13 protein-coding genes are annotated in these 13,373 nt (G+C 66.6%); 3 read left to right on the top strand and 10 right to left on the bottom strand.

Going from position 1 to position 13,373, the window contains the following annotated elements; all coding sequences use genetic code 11:
- Positions 1 to 143: 143 nt before the first annotated feature.
- The 8 genes from IPN92_16440 to IPN92_16405 all read right to left on the bottom strand — a co-directional run bounded on the left by IPN92_16440 (position 144) and on the right by IPN92_16405 (position 7,949).
- Complete coding sequence (locus tag IPN92_16440) at positions 144 to 635, bottom strand: hypothetical protein (protein MBK8639780.1); 492 nt, start codon at positions 633 to 635, stop codon at positions 144 to 146.
- Positions 632 to 1,447: a 3-deoxy-manno-octulosonate cytidylyltransferase gene (gene kdsB / locus IPN92_16435; GenBank protein ID MBK8639779.1), complete on the bottom strand. Its 816-nt coding sequence runs from the start codon at positions 1,445 to 1,447 to the stop codon at positions 632 to 634. The genes IPN92_16440 and kdsB overlap by 4 nt, the downstream gene beginning before the upstream one ends.
- A gap of 65 nt (positions 1,448 to 1,512) precedes the next feature.
- Positions 1,513 to 1,701 carry a Trm112 family protein gene (locus IPN92_16430; GenBank protein MBK8639778.1) on the bottom strand — a complete coding sequence of 63 codons (189 nt, stop codon included), beginning with the start codon at positions 1,699 to 1,701 and terminating at the stop codon, positions 1,513 to 1,515.
- Positions 1,694 to 2,674, bottom strand: coding sequence for a tetraacyldisaccharide 4'-kinase (locus tag IPN92_16425; protein ID MBK8639777.1), 981 nt, complete (start codon positions 2,672 to 2,674; stop codon positions 1,694 to 1,696). The genes IPN92_16430 and IPN92_16425 overlap by 8 nt, the downstream gene beginning before the upstream one ends.
- Positions 2,671 to 4,449 (bottom strand): lipid A export permease/ATP-binding protein MsbA, encoded by a 1,779-nt coding sequence (gene msbA, locus IPN92_16420; protein ID MBK8639776.1) that lies wholly within the window; start codon positions 4,447 to 4,449, stop codon positions 2,671 to 2,673. The genes IPN92_16425 and msbA overlap by 4 nt, the downstream gene beginning before the upstream one ends.
- The gene (locus tag IPN92_16415; protein MBK8639775.1) at positions 4,446 to 4,892 is read right to left on the bottom strand and encodes a biopolymer transporter ExbD; all 447 of its coding nucleotides are present in this window, start codon (positions 4,890 to 4,892) and stop codon (positions 4,446 to 4,448) included. The genes msbA and IPN92_16415 overlap by 4 nt, the downstream gene beginning before the upstream one ends.
- Complete coding sequence (locus tag IPN92_16410) at positions 4,889 to 5,518, bottom strand: MotA/TolQ/ExbB proton channel family protein (GenBank protein ID MBK8639774.1); 630 nt, start codon at positions 5,516 to 5,518, stop codon at positions 4,889 to 4,891. Before IPN92_16410 ends, IPN92_16415 begins: the two co-directional genes overlap by 4 nt.
- Before the next feature lie 70 nt (positions 5,519 to 5,588).
- Positions 5,589 to 7,949, bottom strand: a complete 2,361-nt coding sequence (locus IPN92_16405; GenBank protein ID MBK8639773.1) for a DNA internalization-related competence protein ComEC/Rec2 — start codon at positions 7,947 to 7,949, stop codon at positions 5,589 to 5,591.
- Positions 7,950 to 8,330: 381 nt separating this feature from the next.
- Between IPN92_16405 and IPN92_16400 the strand changes: the two genes are divergently transcribed.
- The 3 genes from IPN92_16400 (at position 8,331) to IPN92_16390 (ending at position 11,386) form a co-directional block, all read left to right on the top strand.
- A complete protein-coding gene (locus IPN92_16400; GenBank protein ID MBK8639772.1) occupies positions 8,331 to 9,398 on the top strand; it encodes a hypothetical protein in 1,068 nt (355 codons plus the stop codon).
- A gap of 105 nt (positions 9,399 to 9,503) precedes the next feature.
- Entirely contained in the window at positions 9,504 to 10,658 is a 1,155-nt protein-coding gene (locus IPN92_16395; GenBank protein MBK8639771.1) for a HAMP domain-containing histidine kinase, read from the top strand.
- Positions 10,655 to 11,386, top strand: coding sequence for a response regulator transcription factor (locus IPN92_16390; GenBank protein MBK8639770.1), 732 nt, complete (start codon positions 10,655 to 10,657; stop codon positions 11,384 to 11,386). The genes IPN92_16395 and IPN92_16390 overlap by 4 nt, the downstream gene beginning before the upstream one ends.
- Positions 11,387 to 11,408: 22 nt before the next feature.
- Here IPN92_16390 and lolD read toward each other — a convergent pair whose 3' ends face one another.
- Together lolD and IPN92_16380 are read right to left on the bottom strand one after the other, a co-directional pair.
- On the bottom strand, positions 11,409 to 12,107 hold the full coding sequence (gene lolD / locus IPN92_16385; GenBank protein ID MBK8639769.1) for a lipoprotein-releasing ABC transporter ATP-binding protein LolD: 699 nt from the start codon (positions 12,105 to 12,107) through the stop codon (positions 11,409 to 11,411).
- Positions 12,100 to 13,347, bottom strand: a complete 1,248-nt coding sequence (locus IPN92_16380) for a lipoprotein-releasing ABC transporter permease subunit (GenBank protein ID MBK8639768.1) — start codon at positions 13,345 to 13,347, stop codon at positions 12,100 to 12,102. The genes lolD and IPN92_16380 overlap by 8 nt, the downstream gene beginning before the upstream one ends.
- Between the last annotated feature and the right edge of the window lie 26 nt (positions 13,348 to 13,373).

Here is a 13,373-nt window from a genome sequence, read left to right as displayed (position 1 = left end):
GGGACGGCAACCGCCCTGATAACAATAGCCAGGCGCGGGTAGGACAGGCTAGCCGGGCCATCAGTCCCATGGCCCCTGCATCAAGTCGCCGACATCGGGCTGTTTGCGGACCATGAGACCTTCCCCACGAGGGGTGAGGACCCCTACCTTGAGGGCCAGAGGGCCAGGCCGGCCCCTTGCCGGCGCAGCAAGTCTTGTTGAAAGGCCGGCGGGCCATGGCCGAATACCTGCTGTTGTTCCTGATACTCGCCCTCTTCCACGATCTGTTCGGTGTGGACGAGGGGGCGCCGTTGGGTCTCGGCAAAGTTTCGCAGCCAGGCCAGGGACCGGGGCGGTATGCGCTTGCCCACCGGCACGGCGAGATCGACAGGCACACCCTGCCATTGAAACTTGTTGAACAGGACGATCACCAGGGCATTGTCAGGCTTCATCCAGTCCGGAAGCGGACTGGCGGCAATGATCCAGCCGCAAGAAAAGTTGACGCATGGTTCGATGGGGCGATTGAGATAGTCATCACACCCCTGGCGCGTGCTATGGGGACAGGGGTGTCCGGGAAAGACGAGGACACCCTGAATCGTCATTTTGACCCAGCCATCGCAACAGGCGGTGCAGGGCTGGCAACTTCTGGTTTTCATGGCTTCAAGTCCCCGCCAGGGTCCGGTGATTTGCCCACGCCCAAGGCCGTTTGACCGCGTCCCAGGAAGTCCAGGAGGCGCTGGACATCGGCGGCGGTATCCACGCCGGGGCCAGGCTCCTCGGTGGCCAGGCCGACATGAATACCCTCGCCGTGCCAGAGGACCCGCAGCTGTTCAAGGGATTCGGCCAGTTCCAGGGGCGCGGGCGGCCAGTCCACAAAGCGCGCCAGAAAGGCGGCGCGGTAGGCGTAGAGGCCAATATGGCGCAGAAAGCGCCCGCCCGTTGGTAGGGTCCGCCGGCCGCCATGAAAGGCGTCGCGATGCCAGGGGATGGGGGCCCGGGAGAAATAGAGGGCGTAGCCCTGGGCGTCGGTCACCACCTTGACCACATGGGGATCGAAGAGGGTCTCGGGATCCTGAATGGGATAGGCCAGGGTCGCCATGCCGATCCGCCCATGGCCAGCCAGGCCCACCGCCACCTGATCCACCAGGGCGGGGGGCATGCAGGGCTCGTCACCCTGGAGGTTGACGACCAGGGTATCGTCGGACCAGCCACGCGCGGCGATGACCTCGGCGAGGCGGTCGGTGCCGCTGCGGTGATCGGCGCGGGTCATGACCACCTCGGCGCCAAAGGCCTGGCAGGCGGCGGCAATACGCTCGTCGTCCGTGGCGATCAGGATCTCCTCCGCCGCGGTGGCCTGGGCGCGCTCATATACATGCTGGATCAGGGGCTTGCCCGCGATCTCCAGCAAGGGCTTGCCCGGCAGACGCGAAGCCGCATAGCGCGCCGGGATGACGACCTTGAAGGGCACCAGCGAATCCGTCCCCGGGGTTCCCAGGCCCGCCCCACCCCTGGGCTCGGCCGCTCCGGCCGCGCTCAAGCCTTGGGCACCTCTTCATCGGCGGGCAGTTCCCGCGCCTCCTCCTCTAGCATGACCGGGATATCGTCCCGGATGGGGAAGGCCAGACGATCGGCGCGGCAGATCAACTCGGCGGCGGCCTTATCAAAATAGAGAGGCCCCTTGCAGAGGGGACAGACCAGGATATCCAGGAGTTTCTTATCCATTCTTCAGACCTTTCAAGGCGACGGACAATTGACGTTCGAAGGCGGCGCTCGGGACCGCCTCCACGGGTAGAAACCAATGCTCCTCCCCGGCGAAGGGCAGGCACTTGACCGCATCCTTCTCGGTCATGATGAGGGGCCCCGGGGGCCAGGTGGCCGCATCGGCGGCGGTGAACCCCCGGTGATCCGGGTAGGGGCGTTCGTCCAGATGCAATCCCGCCTGGCGGAGCAGGGCAAAAAAGCGCTCCGGGTTGCCTATCCCCGCCACCGCCGTGACTCGCTGGCCCTTATAACGGGCCAGGGCCCGGGTCTGGGTGGGATGGCGCAGATTCACCAGGTCCCCCGGTCGCAGGGTCAGGGGCTCGGCACCGGGCCAGGCCCCGCCAGTACAGACCTTGAGCCCGATGGCCCGGCCCCGGGAGACCGGCTCGCGCAAGGGTCCGGCGGGCAGACAGAAACCGTTACCAAAGCCGCGGGCACCGTCGATGACCAGGATCTCCAGATCGCGCTGGAGCCGGTAATGCTGCAGGCCATCGTCGGCCAGGATGATATCGCAGCCGCCCCGGTCGCATATTAGCCGCCCCGCCGCGACCCTGTCGGGCCCCGCCACCACCGGGCCGCCGGATTTCCGGGCCAGGAGTACCGCCTCGTCGCCCACCTCCCGGGGATCGCTCGCCGCCGTCACCCAACGCGGCCAATCCCGGGCCGAGCCACCATAGCCCCGCAGGATGATGCCAGGCCGCCAACCCTGGCGGCGCAGAAAGTCGCTCAGCCAGAGTACCAGGGGCGTCTTGCCCGTACCGCCAACCGTGAGATTGCCTACCACCACCACGGGAAGGGGCAGCCGCCAACTCGCCAGCCAACCCCGCCGAAAGGCATGCCGCCGCCCCCAGACCCCCAGCCGGTAGAGACCGGCCAGTGGCGCCAGGGGCCAGGCCAGCCAGTGGTCGCCATACCAGATTTCTTCTGCTGTCATGGGCTCGCATCGGTAAAGGCATCGTTGAACTGCATCCGGTGCAAGCGGGCGTAATGACCGTCCAGGGCGAGCAGGTCGGCATGGCTCCCCGTCTCCACGATCCGGCCCTGGTCCAGAACCAGGATCCGATTGGCGCGCTCGATGGTGGTGAGACGGTGAGCGATCACCAGGGTAGTGCGATTGCTCATCAGCCGTTCCAGGGCCGCCTGAATGTGGCGCTCGGCCTCGCTGTCCAGGGCCGAGGTGGCCTCGTCCAGGATCAGGATGGGGGCGTCCTTGAGCATGGCGCGGGCGATGGCCAGACGCTGGCGCTGACCGCCGGAGAGCAGGATGCCACGATCGCCGACCAAGGTGTCGAAACCCTCCGGCAGGTCGTTGATGAACTCCAGGGCGTGAGCCGCCTCCGCCACCGCCTCCAGGGTCGTCTGATCGACCGCGCCCGGGTGACCATAGGCGATGTTGTTGCGAATGGTGTCGTTAAAGAGCACAACCTCCTGGGTCACCAGGGAAATCTGGGCCCGGAGGCTGGCGAGGGTCAGTTCATGGGTGGGGAAGCCATCAATGAGGATTTCGCCCGCGAGGGGGTCGTAGAAGCGGGGCAGCAGGCTGGCGAGGGTCGATTTACCGCTACCCGACCGACCGACCAGGGCCAGGGTCTCCCCGGGCTCGATCACCAGATCGAGGTCCCGCAGCACGGGACCCTTGTCCATGTCATAGACGTGGGTCAAGCCGCGAATCTCCACCCGCCCCTGGGCCCGGTCCAACGTCCGGTCGCCGGTATCCACCTCGGCGGGCGAATCGATCAGCTCGAAGAGGCTGTCGGCGGCGATGATGCCGCGTTGCAACTGATTATTGATCCCCGTCAGGCTCTTGATCGGCTGGAGCAGCAGGCCCATGGCCAGGATAAAGGACATGAAGGTGCCGACCGAGATGTCCTCCCGGAGACCCTGCATGGTGGAAAGGTAGATGATGACCGCGATGGCGATGGCGGAAACCAGTTGCACCAGGGGCACGCTGATGGCGTTGGTGGCCACCATTTTCATCTGCAGGGAGCGCGTCTTTTCGTTGACGAAGCTGAAACGCTCCGCCGCCCGGGCCTGGCCCCCAAAGGCCTTGACGACCCGATGACCATCGATGGCCTCCTGAGCCACATGGGTCAACTCCCCGACCCGGTCCTGGATACGCTTGCTGTGACGGCGAAAGTGCTGGCTGGCGTAGCGGATGGAGACGCCCATGGCCGGACCCACCAGCAGGAAGATGGCCGAGAGCATGACATTGATGTAGAGCATGTAGGCCACCAGGCCGATGACGGTCAGGCCATCGCGGATGATGGTGGTGATGGCGGTCGTGGCGGCATCGGCGACGTTCTCGACGTTATAGGTCAGCTTGGCCAGGATCTGACCCGTGCTCTGAGTATCGAAATAGCCGGCGGGCGAGCGCAGCAGGTGCTCGAACATCTCCTGGCGCAGGTCGGCCACCACCCGCCGCCCCACCCACTGGAGACAGTAGGTATTGATGAAGCCGGCGATCCCCCGCACTAGGAAGATACCCAGCAGAATCAGGGGCATGGACTTGACCACCTCCGCATCCCGGTCAATGAAGGTGCCATCCAGCAGGGGCTTCATCATGGCCGCGAAGAGGGGTTCAGTGGCGGCATAGAAGACCATGCCCACGGCGGAAACGGCGAACATGCGCCAATAAGGCTTGGCGTAAGCGATCAGACGCACATAGATGCGGCGCGCCGAGCCGGGGGCCAGGACATCGGGGTGGCTCATGGCGCCTTCTGCGTCCGGCTGGCGGCAAAGGAGAAGCGCGTCAGCCCGAGCTGGCTGGCCACGTCCAGGGCGGTCATGACGGCCTGGTGGGGCGTCTTGGCGTCGGCCATCAGCACCAGGGGCAGTTCCCCCGGTACCCGGTCATCCGCCTCTGGCCCGGCCTGACCGATCGCCTCCCCCAGGGCCTTGCGCAGGCTGTCCGGCTGGGTGTCCACGACCTGACGGTCGTTGACATAGAAGGCGCCGCTGGCATCGATGACCAGGGTCAGGGCCTGCTTCTCCGCCGCCGCCTCCCCCTGGGCCTGGGGCAACTGGATCTTGATGCCGACCTCCTCCCTGAAGGTCGTGGTCACCATGAAGAAGATGAGCAGCAGGAAGACGACGTCGATCAGGGGCGCCAGATTGATATCCGGTGGCTCGGGACGCTGGGGACGCAGATTCACGCCATCGCCTCCGGTAAGGCCTCGCGCTCGCCCTTGATGACCTCCACCAAGTTGAGGGCCTCTTCCTCCATGGCCAGGGCGAACTGGTTGACGCGCCCATTGAAATAGCGATGGAACATGAGGCTTGGGATGGCCACCGTCAGGCCCGCCGCCGTCGTCAGCAGGGCCTCGGAGATACCACCGGCGAGGACGCCCGGATTGCCGACGCCCGCATCGATGATGACGGTAAAGATATCGATCATGCCGAAGACCGTGCCCAGCAGGCCCAGCAGGGGCGACACCGAGGCAATGGTGCCCAGGGTGTTGAGGTAACGCTCCAGGTTGGCCACCACCTGACGGCCCACGTCATTGATGGCCTCCTTCATGATCTCCCGCGAGTGATTGCGGTTGACCAGGCCGGCGCTCAGGAGCCGCCCCAGGGGCGAGCCCTGGGCCAGGGCCTGGATCCGCTCCGGGGTCAGGGCCTGGTCGCGCTGCCACTGCCAGACCAGCTCCATCAGTCCCGGCGGCATGACCCGGCGGCGGCGCAGACTCCAGAGGCGCTCCAGAATGATGGCCATGGCGACCACGGAACAGGCCAGGATGGGCCACATCAGCCAGCCACCGGCCCTCATCAACTCCAACACGGGTTACTCACCTCTCGGAGACGCCTTGCACTGGGCGGCATGATACCCCAAGCCGGGCGCCGGAACCCGGCTACCTCTCGCCCCGTGGCCGCCAGGACCAGAGACGCGGTTGGGCCTCGCGATACAGCTCGGGACCTTCCAGCCCCGCGGCAGTCAGGGCGAAACCGATGGCCCCGGCCTCCGCCGTGTTCAGCTCCCGGGCGCCGGCGGCAGCCACCCGTTCGCGCACCCGGGCGGCAGGGAAGCCATAGCGATTGGCGAAGCCGCTGCCATAGAGCACCCATGCCGGTGCCACGGCCGCCAGGAATTCGCGGCTGCTGGAGGTATTGCTGCCGTGATGGCCAGCCACCAGCAGGGTCGTGGCCAGACCACCGCCCCGCGCCAGTTGCCTTTCCGGGGCCTGACCAAGATCGCCCGGCACCAGCAGGCTGGCGCCTTGGGTGGCCAGGCGCAGCACGCAGGAACTCTCGTTGCCCTCCAGCCCGGCCTGAGCCGGATAGAGCACCGCGAAGTCTACCCCATCCCAGTTCCAGCCCTGGCCTGCGAGACAGGGCTCCGCCCGGGGATCGGCCAGGTCTCCCGGCTCTCCGGCCAGGATGCGGTCAATCGGCATCTGAGCGGCCAGGCCCGCGAAGCCGCCGACATGATCCTGATCCCCATGGCTCAGAACCAGGGTATTGATCCGGCTCAGGCCCTGGTCCCGCAGGTAGGGCACCACGACGGCCTCGCCCGTGTTGAAACCGCCCAGGAAGGCCGGACCCGTATCGAAGACCAGGACATGATGGGCGGTGCGGACCACGGCGGAGAGCCCCTGCCCCACGTCGAGTAACCGCAGCCAGGCCTCCCCGGTGGGCGGCGCGGGCGGGGTCAGCAGCCCGAGGGGCAGCAGCAGGGGCAGACCCAGCCAGCGCCCCGGAATCCCGCGGGGCGCCAGTAGCAGCAGGGCCCCGCCGAAGGCCGCCACCCAGGCCCAGTCTGGCCGCGCCGCAATGCCCACCGAGGCCCAGTGCCAGGCCGAGATCGCCGTCAGGCCATCCAGCAGCCAGGCCAGCAGGGCGGCGGTCCAGATAAGGGGTGTCGCGATCCCGATCATCAACAGCAGGGCGGCCGCGATCAACACCAGCGGCAGCAGCAGGCCAAAGAGGGGGATCGCCACCAGGTTGACCAGCGGGGAGACGACCGAGGCCCGACTGAAGAGCAACAGCAACAGGGGCAGGAACCCCAGGGTCGCCACCCACTGCGCCTGGCCCCAGCGCCGCCAGAGGCCTTCCAGGGCCAGCCGGTTGCCGAGACCATAGATGAGGGCCGCCACGCCACCGAAGGACAGCCAGAGCCCATAACTCAGCGCTTCCGTCGGGTCCAACAGCAGGACGGCGGCCAGGGCGAAGGTCAGCCCCGTCCAGGGCCGGGGGGTGCGGGACCAGAGGAGAGCCACCAGCACCACCCCCAACATGATGAGGGAACGCTGGGTGCAGACCGCGAAGCCCGCCAGGGCGCTGTAGATCAGGGCCGCCACCAGGCCCCCCAGGGCCCCCGCGCGGGGGGCGGCCAGTCGGGAGACCAGCCAGGGCGAGCGCGACCAGAACCAGCGGGTCAGGAAGAAGAGACTGGCCGCCACCAGGCCCACATGCAGCCCGGAGATGGAGACCAGGTGATTGACACCGGTGCGGGTCAGCACCTCCCATTGGGCAGGTGTCACCTCCGTGGTCTCCCCCAGCACCAGGGCCGCCACCAGCCCCGCCGCCGGCGAGCCCTCCAGCACCCTCCCCAGCAGCCGCTCACTCAGGCCCTGACGCCAGCGGTCGATCCAATAGGGACCCGCGCCGGTGTCGAGCAGACCCAGGTCACCGCCATCGCGCACATAACCCGTGGCGACGATGCCTTGCTGGAACAGCCAGCGTTCGTAATCAAAGCCGCCGGGATTGGCGAAGCCATGGGGGGGCTTGAGCCGCACCCCCAGGGCGCGAGCCTCCCCCACCCGTAGGGGCGGAGCCCCCCGCCAGGTCAGGCGGACCAGGCCCCTGAACCCCAGTTCCTCCTCACCCCGCCAGGCACGCTCGATACGAAACTGGAAGCGCGTGCCGCCGGACTTGGATTCCGGCAGCGAGGCCACCCGACCCTCCAGGCGCAGATCCGCGCGCGCCAATTCCGCCGGGAAGGGGTGACACAGCAGGTCGCAAGTCCGGAACTGGGCCCAGAGGAGCCCCACCAGCAACCAGCAGAGGGGACGCGCTGGCGCCCAATGCCAGGCCAGAAAGGCCACCGCCACCGCCAGCAGCCCCAGGGGCCAGGCCGGCGGTGGCTCGGGCCCGACAAAGAAGAGGCAGACCCCCAGGGCAAAGCCCAGAGCGGCAGAGAGAGGGCTCGCCCATCCCGTCGGTGGCGCGTCGGGGAGTGGCCCGCACCCGGGGGGACGTTCGGGATGGCTCATCGGGTATCCGGAAGATTGCAGCTACTCTTATGGTGACATAACCCCAGGTTCCCCACGACCGGTCTCGGGTCCTATCCTCCGCCTTTTCCGTCCCCGAGCGGCCTTGCCCGGCCTCTCACCCCCTTCCAGATGGGGGTATCCCGAACTCCTGTTCCTCCGGAGGGAAAATTTGCGTCCCTCACAACTTTTTAAGATTCTATATTATAAAGAGAAAATACCTAAAATGTCGTATTTGGTCGCATCTTGTCGCGATTCGTGTCTATCATTGCCCCGGCGCATTTTGCATACTGCCCGCACCGCCAGCTTTGCCGCTGGCGCGAGGGCGATCAGGCTGCCCCAGACCCTGATCCACCTGTCGCCAACCCGGGTCCCCGTCACCTTATGAACACCTATTGCCACCTACTGCATACCGAAGGCCTCCGCAAACTTCAGGACTATCGCGCCGGTCTGGCCGCTCATGGCCTCGCCCAGGCGGGGGGGCGCCTGCGGGCGGACCTGCGGGACCAGGATGTCGCCAGCCTGAGCGACGAGGCCTTTCTGGAACATCTGATCAACACCAAATCCCCGCGCATCTTCGCCGAGAGTGCCGTTCACGGGGATGGGCGGGATTGGAATATCACCGAGTTAACCCTCCTGGGGGATCTGGGTATCGCCATGGCGGTGCGCATCTTCGATAACGGTCGCCATCGGGTTCCCCAGGTCCACGACCAACCCCTGACGGGCACCTTACTCTTCGTCCCCGGCGCCCTGCTGTGCAACAACCAGGGCGGCGTGGCGGGGGATTGGGCGACGGTGACCCGGGATGGGCGTATCGATGCGGCGGGATATGGCACCCTCTATGAAAGGCGGCTGCTGCCCCCGCTCCTCTACATCAACGAGGAGGCCAGGAGGGAGGGACACCAAGCCCTCATCACCCTGCCGGGCCTGGGCTGCGGCCAGTTCGCGGGGCCTTTTCAGGGCACCCTGGGCCTCTTCTTCAAGGATGCCCTCCTTGCCCTGCTAGGCCGGCACGCCGGGCGCCTGACCCATATCCGGGCCCTCTATTACGATCCCTTCAACGAGTGTGCGAACGAGCGGCATGACTTTGACGGCTTCTCCCTGCGGGTGCGACCCCTGACCCGGGGCAATCATGACCGGCCGCAACTCTGCCCACCCCAGGCCTACGCCGAGGAGGGGGAGGATTTTCGCGCCTGCCGGCTCTACAGCCTGGTCGCCTGGGACCCGGTCTCCTGGCCTGGCAACGACTTTTGGGGCGGGGCCCGCGCCACAGATGACGGGGTCAAGGCCGCCGCCACCGATGTCATGCGGGTCCTGACCGGTATCGAGGGTCGTTACGATCCCCACCTCCAGGGTTATCAGCCGCCCCCGCCCTACCGGACCTGGGAACAACTCGTGCGCAACCAGGGACTACGGCTCCGGGTAGCCGGGAATCTGAGGGTACTGAGTTGACCGCGCCTGGGCGCCCTAGCCGTTCTTTGCCACGGCTGGCTGGCCCCGCAAGTCGCCCTCTGGAGCAAATCCCGCAACAAACCCCCTTATGAATCTGGTGTTCCGATGAAAATCCATCCCTGGACCGCCCGGTTTACCGACCAGGCTACGGAAGCGGCCTTCGTCGCTAAGCAGTCCGTCGGCGATCGGTGGCGCCAGCGCCATGGGGCCTGGGGCTTGATCGGCCTGGCCATCCTCCCCCCAGCCCTGATCGTGGCCCGGGATCCTGGCTATGATCCACTGGGACCGCTCTTCCTCATCGGCGGCATCCTGCTGATCTATCTTTACTTGCCCGGCAATCTGACCCGCCGCGCCGGTCTGGCTGTGGTGATGAGCCTGGTCCTCTGGGCGAGCTGGAGCTTTTGGAACCCGCCGCCGCCCTTACCGGAGCTCGTCCTCGCCACGGCCTGGCTGCTGCTCATCAACGCCATCGGCTACGTTACCGCTCGCGCCCAACAAATCGAGCAGCGCCAGGGGTTCCTCCATACCCTTGAACTGGAGTCCGCCGTCAGCCGGGAGGAGGCGGCGCGCAGCCAACGGCTACGCTTCAGCTCCCTGGTGGCGCACGAATTCCGCAATCCCCTGGCCATCATCAAGAGCCAGGCGCAAGTGACGGAACGCGAGGCGAGCACCCATCCCGAGGACGCCAACGCGACCCGGGTACTGCACCGCCAGCGTATCATCGAGCGGGCGGTGACCCGTCTGGAATGGTTATTTCAGCAATGGCTGGATAATGATTCCCTGGCCGACGACAACCTGAAACCGCAACGGGAGCCCCTCCCCGTCGGGCCCTGGCTGACCGCCACGACCCAAGCCTTTGGGCCACGGCCGCAGCGCCCCCTGACCCTTGATCTGCCGGAAGGGATCAGGAACCTCCGCCTCCACGCCGATAACAAACTGGTGACCCGGGCGCTGTTCAATCTGCTCGATAATGCCGCCAAGTATTCGCCGCCGGATTCGGCCATCGGCATCAGGGCCTTCCGGATCCAGGGCGAGTTGGGCATCCAGATAAGCGACGCCGGGAGCGGCATGGACGCCGCCGACCTGGATCGGATATTCCTGAAATCCGTGCGCCTCGCGCCCGAGGGCGGGGTCGCCGGCCTGGGCCTTGGCCTGCATCTGGCACAGCGGATCGCCGCCCTCCACGGGGGACGGATCGAGGTCGCCAGCCTGGCCGGCCACGGCAGTACCTTTACCCTCTGGCTGCCACTCTACCCATGACCACAACAAATAAGAGCGACATACCCCCCCCGCGCGTGCTGGTCGTCGAGGACGAGACCGACCTCCGTGACGCCATGCTTGACTATCTCCAGTTCGAAGGGTGCCTGACCACCGGCGCTTGTCGCATTGCGGACTGCACGGCCTGGCTGGCGCACCCGGACGGCGGGGTCATCGTGCTGGATCTCGGCTTGCCGGAAGGGGACGGTCTGGCCGCCCTCGGGCCCCGCATCGACCGGCGGCGGCACGCCCTGGTGCTGGCCACGGCGCGCGGGCGCCTGGAGGACCGGATCCGGGGGTATGACGAGGGGGGCGATGTCTATCTGGTCAAACCCGTGGACATGCGGGAATTGTCCAGCGTGGTGCGCGGCCTGGCCAGCCGGCTCTCCCCACCCCCGCCCGCCGCACCCGACCGCCCCGGGGTCTGGACCCTGTATACCCTCAACTGGCGATTGACCGCGCCCGATGGGGCCTTCTGCTCCCTGAGTCAACATGAAAGGCGTCTGCTGGTCCTGCTGGCCCAACGTCCCGGCGACATCATGAGCAGGACGGCCGTGCAGAAGGCCCTGGGCAAGAATGGGGAGCCTTACGACCCCCGCAATCTGGAGGTACTGGTACGCCGCCTGCGCAACAAGTCCATCAAGGAATTGGGTGTGCCGTTACCCCTGCAAACCGTCCATGGCGCCGGCTATGCCCTGGTCACCGATCTCAAGGTTATTGATTCGGACTGAGGGCATAAAGGCAAAGGCGGCTTCAGGCGTCGCTCAGAATGCCATCGTCGATGCGCAGGACGCGGTCCATGCGGGCGGCGAGTTGGGGGTCGTGGGTGACGATGACAAAGCTGGTGCAGATCTCGGCGTTGAGTTGCAGCATCAGCTCATAGACCCGCTCGGCGGTGTGACGATCGAGATTGCCGGTGGGTTCGTCGGCGAGAACACAGGCGGGGCGGGTGACGAGGGCGCGGGCGATGGCGGCGCGCTGCCGCTCGCCGCCGGAGAGCTCGGCGGGCTTGTGCCGGCCGCGATGACCCAGACCCACCATGTCCAGCATTTCGGCGGCGCTGGTCCGGGCCTGGGCGGGCGTGGCGCCACCCACCAGGAGGGGCATGGCCACGTTCTCCAGGGCGCTGAACTCGGGGAGCAGATGGTGGAACTGATAAACGAAGCCGAGCTGGCGATTGCGCAGCCGGCCGCGCTCCCGCTCCGAGAGGCTGGATACGTCCCGTCCCCGCCAGAGGACCCGGCCCCGGGTGGCGCGGTCCAGGCCGCCCAGGCAGTGCAGCAGGGTGCTCTTGCCGGAGCCGGAGACCCCGATCACCCCGATCCGCTCCCCCGCCTGGATGCGCAGGTCGATGCCGCGCAGCACCTCCACCTCCTGGGGCCCCTGGTGGAAGGTCTTGACCAGCCCCTGGGCCTCGATCACCGCCACCTCCTCGGGCACGACATCATTCATAGCGCAGGGCCTCGGCCGGTTCGGTCCGCGAGGCGCGCCAGGCCGGATAGAGGGTGGCGAAAACGGACATGATAAAGGCGCCCAGCCCCACGGCCATGACGTCGGAGCCATGAATGTCCGAGGGCATGTTGCTGATGTAATAGATGTTCGGATCCAGGAAGTGGATATCGAAGAGATGCTCGATACCCGCGACGATGGCCTCGACGTTGATGGCCAGCAGGATGCCGCAGGCCACCCCAAGCAGGGTCCCGGCGACACCGATAGCGGTGCCCTGCACCATGAAGATGCCCATGACCCGCCCGGGCGATAGTCCCAGGGTCCGCAGGATGGCGATATCGGCCTGCTTGTCCGTCACCACCATCACCAGGGTCGAGACGATGTTGAAAGCGGCCACCGCCACGATCAGGAAGAGGATGATGCTCATCATCCGCTTCTCCGTGCTCAGGGCGGCGAAGAAGTTCTTGTGATGCTGGGTCCAGTCAACGACCCGATAAACACCGCCCAGGTCGTAGGCGATATCCCGCGCCAGTTGGGGCGCCTCGAACATGCTCGTGAGCTTGAGCCGCAGGCCCGTGACGCTGTTGCCCAGGCTGGTGAGCTTGGCCGCGTCCTGGAGGTGGATGAAACCGGCGCCGCGGTCGTAATCGGACATGCCGACGGCGAAGATGCCGCTGACGGTAAAGGACTTGAGCCGCGGCATGATGCCGATGGGGGTCGCGCTGACCTGAGGGGTCACCACCGTCACCTTGTCGCCCACCCCCACCCCCAGCACCGCCGCCAGTTCCCGGCCCAGGACGATGTTGAAGGAACCCGCCGCCAGGGAGTCCACCTCGCCGCGGATCATGTCCCGGCGCAGTTCGGAGACCTGGTCCTCCTCCACCGGCTCGATGCCGCGCACCAGGGCGCCGCTGACCTCGCCGCCGTTGGCGAGCATGACCTGCATCTCGATAAAGGGCGCGGCCCCCACCACAGCCGGATGCTCCCGCACCCGGGGAAGTTGCTCCCGCCAGTCCGCCATGTTGCCCGTGGGTTCGGCCAGGGTGGCGTGGGAGGCCATGCCGAGAATGCGCTCCTGGATCTCCTTGTGGAAGCCGTTCATCACCGACAGGACCACGATGAGGGCCACGATGCCCAGCATGATCCCCAGCATGGAAATGAGGGAGATGAAGGAGATGAAGTGGTTGCGCCGCTTGGCCCGCGTGTAGCGCAGGCCAATGAATAAGGGGAGGGGTCTAAACATGGGCTTATTAAACCACAATCGGGCGC

It is taken from the genome of Chromatiaceae bacterium (genome assembly GCA_016714645.1).
Taxonomy (GTDB): Bacteria; Pseudomonadota; Gammaproteobacteria; order Chromatiales; family Chromatiaceae; genus M0108.
Note: the sequence above shows the minus strand (reverse complement) of the source record. Positions and strands in the feature narration are given on the sequence as shown.